This is a genomic window from Cellulophaga baltica (assembly GCF_018861125.1).
GTDB lineage: Bacteria > Bacteroidota > Bacteroidia > Flavobacteriales > Flavobacteriaceae > Cellulophaga > Cellulophaga baltica_A.
In genome coordinates this window covers 26705-47252 of sequence record NZ_JAHKQN010000029.1, presented here as the reverse complement: position 1 = coordinate 47252, position 20548 = coordinate 26705, and the positions used below count along the sequence as shown (strand labels likewise).

At 29.9% G+C, this 20548-nt stretch carries 15 protein-coding genes; 13 read left to right on the top strand and 2 right to left on the bottom strand.

Annotated elements, in window-relative coordinates; translation table 11 throughout:
- Window positions 1–112: 112 nt before the first annotated feature.
- The 9 genes from KO500_RS14295 to KO500_RS14255 all read left to right on the top strand — a co-directional run bounded on the left by KO500_RS14295 (window position 113) and on the right by KO500_RS14255 (window position 13208).
- Entirely contained in the window at window positions 113–1171 is a 1059-nt protein-coding gene (locus tag KO500_RS14295; RefSeq protein ID WP_215957245.1) for a mechanosensitive ion channel family protein, read from the top strand.
- 53 nt (window positions 1172–1224) lie between these two features.
- Window positions 1225–4752, top strand: a complete 3528-nt coding sequence (locus KO500_RS14290) for a TraB/GumN family protein (protein WP_215957244.1) — start codon at window positions 1225–1227, stop codon at window positions 4750–4752.
- Between the two features lie 33 nt (window positions 4753–4785).
- Window positions 4786–6267: an AAA family ATPase gene (locus KO500_RS14285; RefSeq protein ID WP_215957243.1), complete on the top strand. Its 1482-nt coding sequence runs from the start codon at window positions 4786–4788 to the stop codon at window positions 6265–6267.
- Window positions 6268–6952: 685 nt separating this feature from the next.
- Window positions 6953–7645 (top strand): hypothetical protein, encoded by a 693-nt coding sequence (locus KO500_RS14280; RefSeq protein WP_215957242.1) that lies wholly within the window; start codon window positions 6953–6955, stop codon window positions 7643–7645.
- A gap of 18 nt (window positions 7646–7663) precedes the next feature.
- Complete coding sequence (locus KO500_RS14275; protein ID WP_215957241.1) at window positions 7664–8785, top strand: hypothetical protein; 1122 nt, start codon at window positions 7664–7666, stop codon at window positions 8783–8785.
- A 36-nt stretch (window positions 8786–8821) separates the two neighbouring features.
- Window positions 8822–10636: an OmpA family protein gene (locus tag KO500_RS14270; RefSeq protein ID WP_215957240.1), complete on the top strand. Its 1815-nt coding sequence runs from the start codon at window positions 8822–8824 to the stop codon at window positions 10634–10636.
- A 117-nt stretch (window positions 10637–10753) separates the two neighbouring features.
- Complete coding sequence (locus tag KO500_RS14265; protein ID WP_215957239.1) at window positions 10754–11524, top strand: ABC transporter permease; 771 nt, start codon at window positions 10754–10756, stop codon at window positions 11522–11524.
- A gap of 5 nt (window positions 11525–11529) precedes the next feature.
- On the top strand, window positions 11530–12357 hold the full coding sequence (locus KO500_RS14260; protein ID WP_215957238.1) for an ATP-binding cassette domain-containing protein: 828 nt from the start codon (window positions 11530–11532) through the stop codon (window positions 12355–12357).
- Window positions 12358–12362: 5 nt separating this feature from the next.
- The gene (locus tag KO500_RS14255; RefSeq protein WP_215957237.1) at window positions 12363–13208 is read left to right on the top strand and encodes an N-acetylmuramoyl-L-alanine amidase-like domain-containing protein; all 846 of its coding nucleotides are present in this window, start codon (window positions 12363–12365) and stop codon (window positions 13206–13208) included.
- Between the two features lie 70 nt (window positions 13209–13278).
- Here KO500_RS14255 and KO500_RS14250 read toward each other — a convergent pair whose 3' ends face one another.
- Window positions 13279–14067: a ThuA domain-containing protein gene (locus tag KO500_RS14250; protein ID WP_215957236.1), complete on the bottom strand. Its 789-nt coding sequence runs from the start codon at window positions 14065–14067 to the stop codon at window positions 13279–13281.
- Window positions 14068–14158: 91 nt separating this feature from the next.
- Window positions 14159–15046, bottom strand: coding sequence for a helix-turn-helix transcriptional regulator (locus tag KO500_RS14245; RefSeq protein ID WP_215957235.1), 888 nt, complete (start codon window positions 15044–15046; stop codon window positions 14159–14161).
- Between the two features lie 203 nt (window positions 15047–15249).
- Here KO500_RS14245 and hemA point away from each other — a divergent pair, with 203 nt between their 5' ends.
- Genes hemA through KO500_RS14225 form a run of 4 tightly spaced genes read left to right on the top strand, consistent with a single transcriptional unit; the run spans window position 15250 to window position 20545 of the window.
- A complete protein-coding gene (hemA, locus tag KO500_RS14240; protein WP_215957234.1) occupies window positions 15250–16509 on the top strand; it encodes a glutamyl-tRNA reductase in 1260 nt (419 codons plus the stop codon).
- Window positions 16502–18082: a hydroxymethylbilane synthase gene (gene hemC / locus KO500_RS14235; RefSeq protein WP_215957233.1), complete on the top strand. Its 1581-nt coding sequence runs from the start codon at window positions 16502–16504 to the stop codon at window positions 18080–18082. The genes hemA and hemC overlap by 8 nt, the downstream gene beginning before the upstream one ends.
- 18 nt (window positions 18083–18100) lie before the next feature.
- On the top strand, window positions 18101–19849 hold the full coding sequence (locus KO500_RS14230; RefSeq protein WP_215957232.1) for a TrkH family potassium uptake protein: 1749 nt from the start codon (window positions 18101–18103) through the stop codon (window positions 19847–19849).
- Between the two features lie 15 nt (window positions 19850–19864).
- Window positions 19865–20545 carry a potassium channel family protein gene (locus tag KO500_RS14225; protein WP_215957231.1) on the top strand — a complete coding sequence of 227 codons (681 nt, stop codon included), beginning with the start codon at window positions 19865–19867 and terminating at the stop codon, window positions 20543–20545.
- Window positions 20546–20548: the final 3 nt, after the last annotated feature.

The following is a 20548-nucleotide window of genomic DNA, read 5'->3' as shown; positions in this document are numbered from 1 at the left end:
TTTTAATTACTTTATCTATGATTGCATAGTTATATTCAATTTTCACATAGATTTAACAGCAAAACAGTACTGTTTTCTTATGTTGTACGCTAACCAATAAACACAAAAGTATATGTTTAAAAATCTATTTAATGAACCAAACACATTAATTATTATACTAGTTGTTGTTCTAACGTTAGTATTACTTCAATATATAACCGTTCGTATTTTACGTAGATTCGGTAAAGACCCTAAATATCTGATTAATAAAAGTGAAATAAAAAAAGTTAGCACCCCTATTTTTATTCTCTTTTTAGGTATTTTATGTGGTCTAAAAATTATTCATGAATACCTAGATATTACTGAGCTCTCTTTTGTATTAGGCAAAATAAGTACTTTACTGATTATTATATCAATCACTTGGTTGATAATTGTAACTTTAAAAGTTATTAAAAGAAAGGTAATATCTAAATACGATGTAAATGCTTCAAATAATTTAAAAGCAAGACAAGTATATACACAATTTAATATTTTAGAACGGATCATTATTTTTATCATTATAATTTTAGCAATTGGTATTGCCTTAATGAGTTTTGATAGTATAAAGGAAATTGGAGTAAGTATTTTTGCTTCTGCTGGTGTTGCCGGTATTGTTATTGGTTTTTCTGCCCAAAAAATGATTGGTAGTATTTTAGCAGGAATTCAAATTGCAATTGCACAACCCATTAAAATGGACGATGTTGTAATTGTTGAAGGCGAATGGGGCCGCATTGAAGAGATTACATTAACATATGTTGTTGTAAATATTTGGGACAAAAGAAGGTTAATATTACCAACCACCTATTTTATAGAACAACCTTTTCAAAACTGGACCAAAACCTCTTCTGATATATTAGGGACTGTTTTTTTACATACTGATTATAATGTACCATTTGACGAACTTAGAAAAGAACTTACTCGTGTTTTAGAAAGTACAGACCTTTGGGATGGTAAGGTGAATGTTTTACAAGTTACAGATTCATTAGCCCAAAGTGTAGAAATTAGAGCTTTAATGAGTGCAAAAGATTCACCAACCGCATGGGATTTACGTGTTTTGGTACGCGAAAAATTAATTACCTTTTTACAAGAAAATTATCCTGAAAGTATTGCACGTACAAGAGTGGTTTTAAAAAACAATGAACAAACAAAATAGATTAGAACAATAGTGCGTTATACTGTATAAATACAATGCTTTGTTTAAATTTCATGAAAATAAAACTGTCCATTAAATTAACTTTTATTCTTGTTTTTTTAAGCACTTTTTTTGCAATTAATGCGCAAGAAAAAAATAGTTTGTTGTGGGAGATTTCAGGAAACGGATTAGAAAAAAGTTCTTATCTCTATGGAACCATGCATGTTAGTAAAAAAATCGCATTTAGGTTAGATGATGTTTTTTTTGAAGCATTAGACAAAAGTGAAGTTATCGCTTTAGAGTCTGACCCAAATACTTGGTTAGAAAACAATGATGCTATAACTTATGGTTTTGGGGAAACATTTATAACAAAAGCGTTTTACGATAGGTCATTTACAATGGATCCGCCGAGAAAAGAAGAGATTGCAGCTTTTTTGGGTCTTGAAGATAAAATGATCAATAATATTTTATACAGAACAGATCAAACTTCTCAAAATTTTGAAGAAGACACTTATCTTGATATGTTTATTTATCAAGCAGGGAAAAAATTTAACAAACCCATTGTTGCACTTGAAGACAATGAAGAATCATCAACGCTAGTTGGCCGTGCGAGTTTTAACAGTGTAAAAGATAAGCCTGCAGATTGGTTGCAGAAAAAAATGCAACTTCAAGAACCGTTACAGCTTTTAGAAGATGCGTATAGAGAGCGAAATATTAATTTATTAGATTCCTTAGACCAAGGAATGTATACTGATTATTATTTGAAGAATATGCTATATATACGTAATAAGAACATGGCAACTAAGCTTGATTCCGTAATACAAAAAGCAAAAGTATTTGCAGGTATTGGAGCTGCTCATTTACCAGGTAAAAATGGAGTGATTTCTTTATTAAGGAAAAAAGGGTATACTGTTAAAGCATTAACTTCAAAGACCACAAGAAAGGGCAATAAATTAAAAGAAAATTTTGAAGAAAAAATAAGAGAAAACAAGTATAATTTAGAAACGGTAGACGACGAATTTTTTTCTATTATACTGCCTAATAAATTATATCCAATAGCTGAGTTTTCTAATACATTTTATGTGTCACCTGATCTAGCGAATGGTAGTTTTTTCACCGCTAATAGAATCCCTACATTTTCATATTTAGACAAAGAAAAAACACTTACAATTGATGCTATTGACAAGCTCTTGTTTGAAAATATACCTGGTAAAATAATTGAAAAAAAATTCATCATAAAAAATGGATACCAAGGAATTGACATAAAAAATCTTCTTAAAAATGGTGAATACCAACGCTATCAAATATTCGTTACTCCATTAGAAATTATCGTTTTTAAAATGGGTGGGCATGATGATTTTGTATCTCAATATGCAGACACTATTTTTAAAAGCATTAAGCTTAAAAATTTAAATTCTACACTACACAAAGTAAGTTCAAACTATGACGATTTTGAAGTTGATATGCCCAAAACTTATAGTTTTACTAACTCAAAAAGAAATGGGAATAGATTAATACAAGCATTTGACTCCACAAATAATTCTTATCGGTTTTTAAAAAAATCAACTTTACATGATTATAAATTTATTGAAGAAGACACTTTTGAGCTAAAACGTATTCAAAAAATATTTTACAAAAAATTAGAGGTTAAACCTGTTTATAATCAATTTAAAAATAATAGTTTATTATCCTCTGCTATAATAGATACTTTAACCAATAAAAAACTTCATTTATACACAAAATTAAAAGGTGAAAATTATTATTTATTAGGAATGATTTCTTCAAACAGTAATGAAGCCATCAAGTACTTTAGTTCTTTTAAAATTAAAAACCCAAAATATACTGAAGCGTATACACAAGTTAAAGATACCGCTCTGTTTTTTTCAACTGTGACTTCTGTAAAGCCTCCTAAATTTGTTGCAAACAGTAATAGTTATCAGAAAAAAGATATTAAACCTTATAATGCTTACAGTAAAAAAACAATCTACCAAAATAAAAATAATGAAGCAGTTCACGTACAATTAAACAAGTCTCACGATTTTCTAATGTTCCCTAATATTGATTCTATCTGGAAGCTTAGAAAAAAGCTATATAGCAATAAAAAATTTAATATTAAAAATGTAATAACCAAAAGTAATGATGACGGATTTGATGTATTAGAACTTACTTTAACTGACACTGCAAGTACGAGAGGTATACTTATAAAAAATGTTATTAAACAAGGCTTACTTTACGAACTTAAAGCTGTTATTGATACAGCCGAAAAACCTAGTAAATTCATAACTAAATTTTTTGATAATTTTAAACCATTAGATACTGTAATTGGTGAAAATTTACTTCTTGATAAAACCACTACTTTTTTTAGTGCATTAAAAGCAAATGATAGCATTGCGTTAAGTGGTTATCCTTTTATTGCATTTAATAAATCACATATTGATTCACTAAAATATTATATTACTGAATTTGATTTTACTGAAGATCAAAAGAAAATACAGAGTTATTTAATACAACGTTTAGCACAATTAGATGATTCTGAATCTATGCAGTTCTATACTAATTTTTATGAAAATTCGTATAACAATTCCTCTTCACAAACCAAAATATTACAAGCCATAACCAAAAAAGAAACTGATGTTTCTGCAGAACAACTTTTAAGTTTAATGTCAAAAGATCTGCCATTAGTTTCTAGCAATTATGAAATATACCAGATCTTTAAACCTTATATGGATAGCCTGCCGTTGGCAAAAAAATTATATCCCGAAATATTAGATTATAGTGCAATTGAAGAATACAAGTCACCCATTTTTTCACTCTTAGCTAAATTAAAAACTAACGGACTTATAAAACCAAAAATTTATAAGAAGTATAGAAAACAAATGTTAAATGATGCCAAAATTCAATTAAAAAGAGAGCTAGGTAATACATCAAAAAATAACGTAAGCAATTATCAAACAAATTTATTAAGTATTAAAAATAAAAATGTTTTAGAAAGCTACATACAATTACTACACCCTTTTATAAAAGAAAAAGAAATTCATTTATTTTTTGATAAACTATCACTATTACAGGATGCCACTATACAGACTACAAATGTAGCACTTTTGCTTTCTTCTGGCAACACAGTAGACAAAAGTGAAATTAATGAATTAGCAACTGAGCTGGATAGCAGGAATTTATTATTTTCAAAATTAAAAAAAGAGGGGAAGCTAGCTTATTTTCCTAATGAATTCAAATCACAACAAATGCTAGCTGAAGCACAGCTTTTTGAACAAAAAAGTTATAATAAATCTACAGATTCAATTAAGTTTATAGCAAAGAAGAATATCGTTTTCAGAAATGAAAACTATACAGGCTATGCCTTTAAATATCTTAATGGTAGCGATTACGACAAGAATTTTAAAATGTTTATTGCTATTTATAAAGATGATTCTAAATTAAAATCTAAACCATTTTATAAAAATAACGGACGCAGAATTGAAGATACCGAAACAGATGATGAAACGCTAGATTTAGTTATTGAAGAATTTATACTAAAAGACAGAGAACGAGCTGAAGTTTATACCACAAACCAAATAAATAACTTTGGTTATTATGATTATTAATTTTCATTACCTTTAAATAATTAACTCTTTTTAATGCATAAAGATACCGACCAAAACCTAATAACTCCTGAATTTATAGATTTACTCCGTACAGAGGGAACTAAAATTTGGGCTATTTGTTTAAATATAAATTCTGATAATACATACAAACAAGCTATAGCTTCAATTTTAGATCCTAACTTTAAAAATACTTCCTATAAATTTGAGCATTTAGTTTTAAGAGATATTGTGAAAATTTACAACACATTTTCATTACATTATAATGCAACTTCAAGAATTCCTCAAAAAATAAAGTTTGCATTAATTTATTTATATGAAAAATTACAAGGAAAAGATTTAGCTAAAAGTTTTGATATACAAAAACTTACAAAACTACCGTTATCAAATCAGTTTGATAAGAATATTGCCCTAATACAAGAAACATCTTTCTTTCAACCAATTGAAAGTTTAAAATCTGAATATTTATCTACTTTAATACTTAAAAAAAATAATAGTTCTGCTTATGAAAGTGTTGCTTCTTTTTTAAATAGAACAGCATTAATAATGGCTCAATCTGATGGTACAATTGCCAAAAAAGAAGAGGAAACACTAAAAGAGATTTCTAAAAAAGTAAGCAACCCGAAAATTAGTATTAAAAATTCTAAATACAACGATGTTCCTGAAGACGACACTTTAGAAAAAGTGCTTGAAGAACTCAATGAATTAATTGGTTTAGAAGAAATTAAGAAAAATGTAAATGACCTTATTAACTTTTTAAAAGTTCAAAAATTAAGAGAAGAAAAAGGTTTAAAGACCAATCAAAATTCTTTACACTTTGTTTTTATGGGACCTCCGGGAACAGGAAAAACAACGGTTGCACGAATGTTAGGCAGAATTTTTAAACACTTAGGTTATTTAAAAAGAGGCCATTTGGTAGAAACCGATAGATCTGGTTTAATAGCTGGTTATGTTGGACAGACTGCAATAAAAACTGACGAAATTATTACCGCAGCAACTGATGGCGTTTTATTTGTTGATGAAGCTTACGCCTTATCTGGAGGAGGGTTAAATGATTTTGGAAAAGAGGCTATTGAAATTATACTAAAACGTATGGAAGATTTACGTAATAATTTGGTAGTTGTAGTTGCAGGATACCCTGATGAAATGGAAATATTTATTGAATCAAATCCTGGTTTACAATCACGTTTTAACAGGTATTTAAATTTTAATCATTATGAACCAAATTCATTATTAAAGATTTTTGAACTTATTGCTACTAAATCAGATTTTAAATTAACTGAAGATGCAAAAGATAAATTATTAGAAATAATTGAAAGAGTTTATGAAAAGAGACATAAAGGTTTTGGTAATGCTCGTACAATGCGAAATTTATTTGAAAAAATAATAGAAAGGCAAGCCAATAGAATTGTTACTCTAGATACTATTACCGAAGAATTATTAATTACAATTACTGAAGAGGATATTCCGGAAATACTAAAAACTGTAAAAGAGATTAGTGTTTTTGAAGAAGATTAAAACTTTAAGACCAATAACCGAAAATGACCATACAAGATTTAATTAACTGGTTTGACAACCGTGATACATACGTATTATATTATTATGCAATAATTTTGATTGCGACTCTCATTTGTATTTCAATAGTAAATAGAAATAACATTACGAGTGTTAAATATATAATGTCAATCATAGTTTATGGTGTTGCTATACCCGGAATTTTAGCTTTATTCTTAACATTATATAATATTTTGTTTTTGCATAAAAGCATGCTTGAGGTTAGTATGATCTCTTATTTTTTACCAATTATTGCTATTCTAGTGATTCTTTTTCTACTTAATAGAAAGATCAAAATGTCTAAACTACCTGGGTTTAGTAAACTTTCGAGTTTATTTATTATGATAAGTATTGCTTTTTTACTTATTTTCATCTTACAAAAATCATTTTTTGGCGTATTAATTTTAGGAAGTTTCACACAACTATTATTAGTTTTTGCAGTTATAATGGTGGTATTAAGGTTTGCATGGATAAAATTTTCAAAATAAAATAAGTGTAACAAAAACTAAATTTTATATACTAATAGTATAAATAATTATTTCAAATAACTGAAAACAGGGATGAGAAGTCCTTTAAAAATATTTAAATTTAAAGCTTCAATAACATATACGTTTAATATAACGAAGCACCAACCAAAAACAGCTTATAAATGGCAAAAGAAAAGTTTAATTGGAAATCTTTATTTGTAAATGAAGAAGGAGTTAAAACCTCTAAAACGAATACTGAAACTAAGATTGAAGAAGAAGTAAAAACAACAATAACTTCTAGTACAAAATTCCCTGAAAGCGAACCTAGTAAAACAATTAATGTAAATCCATCAGCAATTAATGATTCTGTTTTAGACACCATTATTGAAATGTATGAAAGTGGTTTTGATTCTTTAAACCTGCCTGGTTATGATTTTTACGAGTTTTTTAAAGCAATAAAAGCAGTAGGCTCTAATGATGCAAACGTTTATAAAATGGCCATGACCATGGCACAAAGTGTAGATTCTAAAGTCAGTAAGCAATCTTTATTAGAAGGTGCTTCATTTTACATTAAAGAAATAAATAATGTACATGAAAAATACCAAACCAAAGGAAACGATAAAAGAGATCAGATACAACTTGGTCAACAACAAAAGAAAAAAGAATTAACCACAGAAATTTCTACTTTAGAAAAGCAAATTCTTGAATTACAAACACAAATTAGTAATAAGAAAAACATCTTAAATTCTATTGATAATGATTTAGTTACAGAGGTATCTGAGATTGAACAAAAAATAGTTGCTAATGATATTGCTAAAAACAAAATTCTAGAAACAATAAACACCGTAGTTACAGGTGTTAACAACAACCTATAACAAACAACCTAACAACAAATGAATATTGAAGAATCAAAAAGTCATGTATTAGACTTGCCTATTTTAAAGCATTTTGATGATGAAAAAGGGGAAATATCATTAAACCCTAATAATTGGAGAAATGGTGAAAAAGGATTAAATACAGCCATAAAACTAGCATTATTTGCAGCTGTTGGTTATGGCGCCTGGGTATATATATTACCACCATTATTTACTGCTTTAGGACAAATAATTGCACTGGCAGGTGTGGCTATATTTATTGTGTTTTTTATTTTAATGCTCCCTGTAATTTTTAAAGGTTTAAGAAGGTTAACAAGGTTTCTTCATAAATCATTAATAAAACACGATCCATTTGGTGAATTACAAGAGCAAAAAATGAAGATGCTTAGAAATCGTAAGGTTTTTAAAGAATCTAAAGCTAAAATAAAGGCATTAAAGTCTAATATGGAAGCTGAGTCATATAAAGCTGAAAAAGAAGCCAAAGAATATCAAAATAGAGTTTTAATGCTTCAAAAACAGGCTCAGAAACTTAAAACTGAAATGGAACGCATTGTAAAAGAAAAAGGTTCTGGCGGTAGAGATACAGATGAATATGTAGATTTACATAGTGCGCTTGCTAAAAAATTATCAGAATCACAACGTGTAACTCATCAATTAGAACAAAGCAAAAGTTTCATAAAAAAATACGGTAGTAGAGCCCACGTTATGGGAAAACTAGATCGCAAATTAACTTTAGCAGGTACTGCAATTGACATCAAAATTTCTGATTTTGAAGTAACTATTGAAATGCTTGAAAAAGAATTTGAATTTGCAAGATCAGCAAGAGAAGCAACAGACAGCGCAAAATCTGCAATGTTATTTACAAAAGACTGGGAACTTGAATATGCTTTAGATGTAGTTACAGAAACTATTGCTATGGATATTGCTAGAACTCAAGAAAACTTGACTGACATTGATATGCTGACTTCAAAATATGATGTTGATAGCGATGAATTATACTCTCAGTTAGATTCACTTGCCGACAATATTAAAACTGGAAAAGATTTTATTCCAGATTCAGAACAATACAGCAACCCTAACTACAAACTAACGCATGAAGACAAGCAAGAAAGCGGTGGATTTGGGCAAATGTTTGATTAAATATAAATAACTTAAAAACTATAAATACAACACAAAATGGGTAAGATCTTACGAACAAAAAAACTCACCACATTATCAGAATTATTAATCGTCATTGTTTTGTTAGGCGGAATTTTAACTGCTGTATACTATTTTGCTCCAGGTTTGCGCGTAGGCGATTCTAAAGTTTTAGATGGTATCAACGTAGATAAACAAGATGTAAATAATGTAATTACATCTGCGAAAATGGAATTACCATCAACTAGTAAATCAAATGCTGTTAGCGACAAACCTTTAGTAAGAATTGCCGCTTATGCTTGGAATGCTCAATCAGGTATTATTGTTTCTAATGGTGGACCAAAAACTACGAAAGGTTCGTTAATGGAACAAAACGGTGTTAATCTTGAAATTATTCGTCAAGATTGGCTTTCTGAATTACGTAACATGCAAATGAAATTTGTTGAAGAGTTTGATCGTGGTGAAGAATACCCAGATGCCGATAAAAGTGCTTTTGCAATAATCATGATGGGTGATGGTGCTCCTTTTTACATTAGTACTATGCAACAAGCCTTAGATGATAAATTTGGTAAAGACAAATATCACGTACAAGTAGTTGGTGCTGTAGGTATTAGTTATGGTGAAGATAAATTAATAGGGCCTCCAAGCTGGAAAGTAGACCCGAAGAGCATGAAAGGCGCTTTAATTTCTACTGTTTTAGGTGATGGTGACTGGGTAACAGCGCTAAATTATTGTTTTGCTAATGGTTTAAAAGTAAATCCAGATTCAAATACCTACGACCCTGAAGCGGTAAATTTTTATCCTTCTCAAGATGATGATTACATTAAATCTGCAGAAGAATTAATAAAATCTCAAAAATCAGGATGGACAGTTCCTTTAAAAGAAGTTAAAAACGGAAAACTTACTGGAAAAACTATCAATAAAAAAATTGACGGTTGTGCTACATGGACACCTGGTGATAAAATGGTTTTTGATGCTTTAAGTGGTTTTACTGATATTGCATCAACAAAAGAGTTCAACAACCAAATGGCAACAACTATTATTGCTGTTAAAGAGTGGTCTGTTGAGCACCCTCAAATAGTGAGTAACATTTTAAAGTCTGCATTAACTGCATCAAACCAAATGAAACAATATGATGAGTGGCAAGTAAGAGCTTCTGAAGCTGTTGCTGAAACTTATGATTTAGAGTCTCCAGAATACTGGTATGACATGTTTAAAGGTCAGAAAGGTAGCAAAAATGGAATCGATTATAATATGGGTGGTTCTAGAGTTTTTAACTATTCTGATGTTATGCAGTATTACGGTATTACTGATGGTACAAATAGATATAAAGCTGTTTATAACCAAGTTTCTAGTTACTTAAAAGAATTAAACCCATTCGGTTTTAACGAGTCTGTTAAACGTATTGTACCTTATGATGAGGCGGTAAACTTGTACTTCATTAAAAATATTAATGACATTGAATCTGGTACTGCATATAAAGCAGATTATACTAAAGAAGCTAAAGAGGTAATGGCATCTGGTGAATGGAATATTAATTTTGACACTGGTAGTGCAAATATTTCTAGTTCTTCTGAAGACACTTTAGAAACTATTTATAACTTATTAATACAAGCTGAAGATTCTAAATTAAAACTAGAAGGTCATACAGATGATACTGGTTCATCAGAATCTAATTATGATTTATCTCAAAGACGTGCACAAGCTGTTGTTACTTTCTTAAGAGGTAGAGGCATTCCACAATCACGTTTCCAAACAGTAATAGGGAAAGGTGAAGATGAGCCTGTTGTACCGAATACTTCAAATGCAAGTAGAGCTAAAAACAGAAGAGTTGTTATTGAACTTTTAAAATAAGGTTTATCATTTAATTTCATCTTAAGGTGAAATTAGAATAACTAGTGAAATATATACTAACCGTCCTAAAATAGGGAATCCTGATTTAGGGCGGTTTTTAATTTCTAATTAAAAAAAATGAAAAATATATTAACTCCTTTCGAAAAAATAAATAAGAACACCAAATTGTTTATTTCTCTTGGCTGGGTGTTTGTTGTAGTATTAACTTGGTATTTATCAAGCATGGGAGAGAGGCATTTATTTCCATCTCCACAACAAGTATTTCAAGGCTTAGCTGAACTGTATAATGAAGGTCTTGTAGTACATATAGGAAGCTCATTACTATTGTGCTTTTCCGCCATAATAATTGCTATAATTATTTCATTAATATTTAGCTACTTATCTACTATACCATTAGTGCAACCTGTAGCAAAAGCACTAAGTAAATTGAGGTATTTACCATTAACGGGAATTACATTTTACTTAGCTATATTAATTAGTGATGCTCGCACCATGCAAATATGGGTTTTAGTAGTTTTTATGAGTACCTATTTGACAACCTCTTTATTAAGTATGGTAAACTCTATTCCTCAAGAAGAGTTTGATCATGCAAGATCATTGGGCTGTAACAGATGGGAAGTTTTATGGGAAGTTGTAGTAAAAGGCAGAATAGATTATGTTATTGATGTTATACGTCAAAATTTAGCAATTGTTTGGATGATGCTTGTAACCGTTGAGTCTATTTTAGTTGCAGCAGGTGGTTTAGGTTTTCTGATTAAAAATTCAGATAAGTTTATGAATCACGGGCGAATTATCGCTTTACAAATAGTGATTTTAGTAGTTGGTCTTTTAATTGATTTTGTACTAGACTACTTAAGAAAAGGTTTTTTTAGATACTCAAAAATATAAGTTAGATGCAATATACAAGTCAAAATACATTACTTTATGTTGAAAACTTAAGCGTTGCTTATGGTGATAAAACAATAATAAAAGACATAAATATTGTCGAAAAAGATACGGTAAGAGATGGTTCTGTCACAGGTCAAGTCATAGCTGTAGTAGGAAGATCAGGAACAGGAAAATCTACTTTTTTTAGAGCACTTACAGGCTTAGTAAAACCTACTACAGGAAAAGTTTTAATTGCAGATACCACTACGGATTCAATAGATGACGCTAAAGAGGTTCATGAAGGTGATATTGGTTTTGTAGACCAAAAATATACGCTTTTTAGAAATAAAACTGTTTATGAAGCACTTCAATTTGCATTACGTAATAAAGAAATGTCTAAAGAGGAAAAAGACAAACAAATATTAACCTATTTAAAAGATTGGGGCTTAGAAAAAGCTAAAGATCAATACCCTTGCGAGCTCTCTGGCGGACAGCGTCAAAGAACGGCAATAATAGAACAAATATTTTGTTCTGGTCATTATATGGTTTTAGACGAACCTTTCTCTGGCTTAGATGTTGGTAACATTCAAGATGTAAAAAATGCATTCAAATTAATTACCGAAAGTCATGAATTTAATACAATCATTTACTCTACTCATGATATCGAATTAGCAGTAGAATTAGCAGATAGTATTTACGTAATTGGCTACCCTGAAATTGATGGCAAAAAAATGCCTTATGGAAGTATCGTCAAACATATTGATATGAAAGCTTTAGGAATTGCTTGGAAAGAGTTTGGACTAGAACATTTAGATATTGTGAAGCAAATAAAAGAAGTGATGTTACAATCATAAAGAATATGTTTAAAACAATTACAACACTATTTTTATTTTTAAACTTCACCATAAGTTTTGCACAACAATTATTCTGTTCTGTGCAGGACAAACAAGCTGTTAAATCAAAAATTACACAACTGGAGTCTTTAATTAAAGATAATATAAACAATACCATGGTTGCGGTTGGAAAAACGTTTTTAGACACTCCGTATATAGCCAAAACATTAGAAATTGGTAATACAGAATCTCTAGTAATTAATTTACAGGGGTTAGATTGTACAACCTATATTGAAAATGTTCTTGCCTTTAGCTTACTTACTAAAAAAGACACACCAACTTTTGATGACTTTACTGACGTTCTTGAAAAAATTAGATATAAAGATGGCATTTTAAATGGTTACCCATCACGTTTGCATTATTTTTCAGAATGGATTGCAAACAATCAAAAAAAAGGTTTAGTAACTGATATTACTTCTGATTTAGGAGGACATATTAGCACTAAGGAAATTAATTTCATGAGTGCTCACCGAAATCTTTATCCTTTTTTAAAAGATAACGATACTAACTTGAAACAGATTCAGGCATCAGAAAATTATTTAAATGATAAAGAGATATGTATTTTACCTAAAAATGAGATTAAAGCAAATGAGCACCTAATAAAATCTGGAGATATTATTGCTCTAACTACTTCAATTAAAGGATTAGACATTACCCATACTGGTATTGCAACACGCGAAGAAGATGGACGCATACATTTATTACATGCTTCAACATCAGGGAGTGTAAAAGTTACAAAAAAACCTTTAGCAGATTATTTAAAAGGCATAAAAAACAATACCGGAATAATGGTTGTCAGAGTAAACAATTAAAATATTCGGTAATGATCGCAAATAAAAAAAGCCACCAAATTGGTGGCTTTTCTATATATAAAATTTGATGTTATCTTTTTAAACACCAATTGATAGCACCAATTAAATGCTTTCTAAAATCTAAATCATCATAAGAAGCTTCTGTATGACCTAAGCCGGTATAAAAAGCTCTTCCACCGTCATATTCATGATACCAAGCTATTGGGTGATCATCTCCATTTTTACCACCTGTATACGTAGATTCATCTAATTTTAATAACACATGAATATCTGGATTAATATCTTTAAAATCATACCACTCATCAAAATGAGACCAAGTACCACTTAAATGTGATGTTGACATATGACTACCATCAATAACCTGTATTGTTGCACGTTGCTCTTTTGGGTGACTTACAAAATATGCACCAACTAATTTACCATACCAAGGCCAACCTTGTTCCGTATCAGTAGCTGAGTGGATACCCATAAAACTTCCACCACTCTGAATATAAGTTTCGAAAGCACCTTGTTGTTCACTATTTAAAACATCACCAGTAGTATTTAAAAACAATACCAATTGATAATTAGCTAAGTTTTCTGTGTTAAATTCAGAAGCATCATCAGTTGAAACGATTTGAAAATCATTTCTAATTCCTAATTGCTTCAATGTTTTAATTCCTGTTTCAATTGATCCATGATTAAAACCTGATGTTTTTGTAAAAACTAAAACTTGTGGTTTTTCAGGAATTGTATACACAGAATCTTTTACAGGTTGTGTCTGATTTAAAACTACTTGTTGATCTATTTTAGTACCACCACAGGCAAAAAACAAAACACTAATTGCAAGTATTAATATATTCTTTACTAATAATTTCATAAATGACTAATTCTAATATTAATTGATAAATATCGTAAATTCTTCGATATTTTTACAAAATAACCTTTTAAATATTTATTAAACTAGTTATTTAACCAGCTAATGACATTAAGTACTTTTTAGGTGTAGTACCGTATTTCTTTTTAAAAGCTGCTATAAAATGACTTGATGTACTATAACCAACCTTCAGCCCTACTTCATTGACATTATGTTGACCACTCTCTAGCATTTTACGTGCATAATCCATTTTATAATCAAACAAAAAACTAAAAACGGAATCACCATAAATTTGTTTAAAACCTTCCTTTAGCTTTTTTAATGACAATCCTATTTCCTCAGAAAGCTCGGTTAATGTTGGCGGTTCAGCCATTCTTGAAATAATAATTTCTTTTGCGTTTCTAATTCTACGAACATTATCTTCATCAACTAAAAAAGGACATTGTTCAATATCAGCATCTTCATTCTTATTAAAATAAAGAGCAATTAATTCGTAGACCTTGCCTTTTATATATAGTTCTTTTATTGAAGGATGCAAGTTGTAATTCATCATCTGACTTAAAATTACAGCTATTGCAGGATTAAAAGCTTCTTGACTATAATATTTTTTATCTGTATTATCTTTACTTAAAAAAGGGATATAACTCGCTTCTTTAGAAAACAAAGAATGAAACTTTCGAATGGTCATAACAACAGAAACTAACCACGAATTAGGATTAAGTTCCAAATTTAAAGGTAAGTCTAACTGTGTATTATATAATAGTAGTGAACCTTCTTCAGGAACTTCAAGTGCATAACGGCCATCATTAAAAATAAACTTAGCACTACCTTTTGAGCAGAAATGAAATTGAATGTACGAACTATCAATTTCACGCGTAACCTTCTGCATATGAGCATCATCGTTCTGAATTTTTAAAACAAAGAAACCATCATCAATCAAAATTTCTTCAAATGAACCTTTAGCGTTATTTTTTTCTGACATAATATTAATTTTTTATATCACTCTATTTAGAAAAGTTATAAATAAAACTTGTTAAAACCTTTTATATGACAGTAAAAATACTACAAAGCAGTCAATTAGAGTATAAAAAAGTTTAAAAAAACTTAAAACGATACTTATTGTTCTTTGAGCGTTATTTTTTTTCAATTTTGGAACATACTTTTGTCACCGATTGCAAGAATCCCATGAAAGATTATCACATTTCAAAACACAATTCTTTATACACTATAGGTCTAAACTACAAAAAGGCAGATGCTGCAATACGTGGTAAGTTTAGTTTAAGTGAGCCTATAATGGATAAATTGTTAAAGCAAGCTAAGTCTCAAGGTATTGAAGGTTTATTAGTTACATCAACTTGTAATAGAACAGAATTACATGGTTTTGCACAACACCCTTTTCAACTTATAAAACTTTTATGTGACAATACAATTGGTACTGTTGAAGAGTTTCAAGAAGTAGCTTACGTTTATAAAAACAATGAAGCTATTAGTCATTTATTTAGAGTTGGTACAGGTTTAGATAGCCAAATACTTGGTGATTTTGAAATAATAAGTCAATTACGCCAAAGTTTTAATCGCTCAAAAAAACATGACATTGCTAATCCGTTTTTAGAGCGTTTATGTAATTCAGTAATACAAGCAAGTAAGCGTATTAAAAATGACACTGAAATATCATCAGGTGCAACATCAGTATCTTTTGCTTCTGTTCAATACATTTTTAAAAATGTTCCTGATATTTCTGAGAAAAATATTTTGCTTTTTGGAACTGGTAAGATAGGTAGAAATACTTGTGAGAATTTAATTAAGCACACAACAAATTCACATATAACACTTATCAATAGAACTAAAGATAAGGCTGAGAAAATTGCTGGTAAATTTAATTTATTGGTGAAAAATTATGGTGATTTACAAACGGAAATTAGAAATACTGATGTGCTTATTGTAGCTACGGGCGCACAATCACCAACTATTACTAAGGACTTAATTTATACAAAAAAGCCCTTATTAATATTAGATCTTTCTATTCCTAAAAACGTAGCCGATGATGTTGCTGATTTACCAAATGTAACTTTAGTTCATTTAGATCACTTATCACAAATTACTGATGAAACTTTAGAAAGAAGAAAGCAATTTATACCAGAGGCAGAAGCTATTATTGAGAAAATTAAAAATGAATTTATTCAATGGTTAGAAACAAGAAAATTTGCTCCGGTAATTAAAGCTTTAAAGAAGAAATTACATGTTATGAAAGACGAAGAACTTGACTTTCAAAGCAAAAAACTTTCTGACTTCAATTCAAAACAAGCTGATATTGTTTCAGAACGTATTATTCAAAAAATAACAAAACAATTCGCCAACCACTTAAAAGGTGAAAACACTGATGCTGATAATAGTTTAGCATTAATAACAAAGGTGTTTCAATTAGAAGAAACTATAAATGAGTAAAGTAATCCGCATTGGAACACGTGATAGCGAATTAGCGCTATGGCAAGCAAAAACTGTACAAAAACAACTACTAGAACACGGATACGAATCAGTTCTAGTACCTGTAAAATCATTAGGTGATTTACAGTTAGACAAACCTTTACATGAACTAGGAATTACTGGTGTTTTCACAAAAACATTAGATATTGCAATGCTAAAAGGCGAAATTGATATTGCAGTACATTCAATGAAAGATGTACCTACAGTTTTGCCAAAAGGAATTGTACAGGCTGCAGTTCTTAAGCGAGGAAATTATATGGATATTTTGGCTTTTAAAGACAATGAAGAGTTTTTAGGTCAGAAAGAAGGAATAATTGCTACAGGTAGTTTACGTAGAAAAGCGCAATGGTTAAATAGATACCCTACCCATACAGTGGTGGACTTGCGTGGTAATGTACAAACTCGTGCTGAAAAACTTGAAAATAATGAAAGTTGGAACGGTGCAATTTTTGCCGCTGCAGGTATGGAGCGTGTAGGTTTAGAGTTTGAAAACACAATTGGCTTAACTTGGATGGTTCCTGCTCCTGCTCAAGGTGCAGTAGTTATTGTAGCTTTAGAAGATGATGATTTTTGTAAGTCTGCATGTGCTGAGTTGAACGATAAAGAAACAGATATTTGCACAGGTGTTGAAAGAGAATTTTTGAACACACTTGAAGGTGGTTGTACTGCACCTATTGGAGCATTAGCCAATATAAAAGATAACAATATTAGTTTAAAAGGTGTTTTACTAAGTGTTGATGGTAAAAAGAAAATTGAAGTTGAATTTACATCAAAATTAGGAAAGCATGAAAATTTAGCACAAGCATGTGCTGAACGTATTTTTAGTCGCGGTGGTAAACTTTTAATGAGTGAAATTGCCGGTTTGGACAAAATACCCAATGTTTTTTCTACTAAAAAGCTTACACCTGAACAAAATGAGCTTTTTGGTTCTAATATCAAACCTTCATCAGAAGATTTTTTACAAATTAGCCTAAATCGTATTCCTAGGTTAAAGCTTAAAAAAGCAATTGACAATGTAATTATTACAAGCCAAAATGCCGTTGAAGCAATTATTGCTAGTATTAGTCCTGATGAATTAAAATTCAAAAATATCTACTGTGTTGGTCGTAAAACTAAACGTTTAGTAGAAAAAAGAATTGGAAAAGTTACTCATACTGAAAATAGTGCTCAAAAATTAGCAAATTACCTTGTAGAGTTTATGGAAGGTACTGAAGCAACCTATTTTTGTAGTAATATTCGTTTAGACGAATTACCATCAATTTTATCAGAAAACAATATTGATTTAAATGAAATTGAAGCGTATGAAACAAAACAATCGCCTATAAAAGTTGAAGATACCGTTAAAGGGATACTATTTTTTAGTCCGTCAACAGTTGAAAGCTTTTTACAGAAAAATAACAACACAGCAGTAGTTGCTTATTGTATTGGAGAAACCACTGCAACAGAAGCCAAAAAGCATTTTAGTGATGTTAAAATTGCAAAAATGCCTACTTTAGAGTCTGTTATTGACCTTGTCAATACAGACTACAAATAATTATAGATCTATATTAAGATGTTGGATAAAGTTAGATTATCTAACCTTGCCGTTCTATTCTTAGACCTTGGTTTGATAATCTTTTTGATTTTTGATTTTGGTTTTAAAGACTATCAAGATTTAAGACAGTATAAATTAATTGTACTGCCCACGCTAATATTGGCTCTACTTATATTTAATCTTTACAAGTATCGCTATTTTAAAAAAGAAAACATATCGAGTATAAGTCCGAAAATCAACTTATACTATTTAAGTATTTTAGTTATTGTTGAGGTAATTACAATCGTAAGTGAATTTGAACACTCATTATTTGAAACCTTTTTCAATTTTAGATATATAATTGAATACGGCTTACTTCTTTATTTTTTTATTAGGATATCTTTTTTAGTCAGAAGAGTATATGCTTTATATTTTAACCCAGCTATCCTTTTTATAGGAAGTTTCGCTTTAATCGCATTAGGTGGAACTTTCTTATTAATGCTACCCGCCTCAACCACAAATGGAATAAGCTTTATTGATGCTTTATTTACCGCCACAAGTGCAACATCTGTTACTGGTTTAATAGTAGTAGATACAGCTAAAGATTTTACATATTTTGGGCAAACAATTATAATGTTCCTTTTTCAATTAGGCGGTCTAGGCATGTTGACTTTCACCTCTTTTTTTGCGTATTTTTTTAAAACAGGATCCTCTTTTAAAGAAAGCCTATATATGAAAGACATTATGGGAAGCAATGATGAACTTGGTAGTATCATGAAAAAAGTGATGCAAGTTGTTGTTTTTTCATTATTGATAGAATTGTTTGGTGCTATATTAATATACAGCTCTTTGCCATTACAAGATAAAATAGCAAAACAAGGATTTTTCTCTATTTTCCATGCAATATCAGCCTATTGTAATGCTGGTTTTTCATTAGAATCTAACGGTCTGTATGATAAAAACTTTAGATTCAATTATTATTTTCAATGGATTATAATGGGATTAATTGTTTTTGGCGGTTTAGGTTATCACATAGCTTATAATGTAGTTCAATACTTAAAACGATATGTTATAAACCTATTCAGAACAAAAAATAAGATTTTTTTATCTCGAGTAATATTACTGAATACCAAAATAGTACTCTACACTACGTTATTTTTGATTGTTTCTGGCACAGCATTCTTTTTAGTTTCCGAACAACAAACTAACCTGTTAGAGCATACCACTTGGTTTGGCAAATTAACCACGTCATTGTTTTCATCAGTCACAGCAAGAACAGCTGGCTTTAATACTGTAGATTATGCGAATTTTAGTATTCCTGGTATATTGTTTATGATTTTATTAATGTGGATTGGAGCTTCACCTGCATCGACAGGTGGCGGAATTAAAACCACAACTTTTGCAATTGCATTATTAAACGTCATATTTGTAGCTAAAGATCAACCTTATATAGAAATTGGTACTAGACGAATAGCACCACAATCTGTACGCAGAGCCTTTGCTATTATAGCCATATCATTACTTTGTATTGGTTCAGGCATATTACTTTTACTAATCTTTAATCCGGAATTTAACCTAATACAAATTTCGTTTGAAGTCTTTTCTGCTTTCAGTACGGTAGGTGTGTCTATGGGTATCACATCCTATTTATCGGCAAGTAGTAAAATTGTTATAATCATACTTATGTTTTTAGGAAGAATAGGTCTTTTAAATTTATTAATAGGTTTATTGAAAAGCGTGAATCAAGATGATTACAGTTATCCTGAAGAAAATATTTTAATAAATTAATTCAAAATTACTCGTATGAAAATTATAATTATCGGACTTGGGAATTTTGGAATGTCAGCCGCAATAAATCTTTCAAATACAAATAATGAAGTAATCGCTGTTGATATAAATCCAGAGAGAATTGAGTTAGTTAAAGATCAGGTAGCACATGCAGTTGCTTTTGATGCAAAAAAAGAAGCCGCTTATAATTCATTGCCACTAAAAAACACAGATTTGGTAGTTGTTGCACTTGGTGATAAGAATGGTGCAGCAATAATAAGTGTTGCTATTATAAAAAAAATGACGGATGCTAAAATAATTGCAAGATCATCGTCACCTATTGAAGATACTATACTTGAAGCAATGGGTGTTGACGAAATTATTCATCCAGAAAATGAGTATGCTGAAAAATTTACAAAAACCGTAAATTTAGGTGGTAGTATTGATAATTTTGAACTTGATGATGATCATTTAGTTTCCGAAATTGAAGTGCCTAAAAATTATATAGGTAAAGCAATTAAAGAAGTAAATTTTAGACAAGAATATGATATTAATATAATTACAATTCTTAGATATCATAAAAAGAAAAACATACTTGGTAATTCATACAAAACAAAACAAGTATTAGGTACTCCTGGGCCAGATACAGTATTAGAAAAAGAAGATGTTCTAGTTGTTTTTGGAAAAGATAAAAATATAAAACGCTTAATAGGCTAAGCA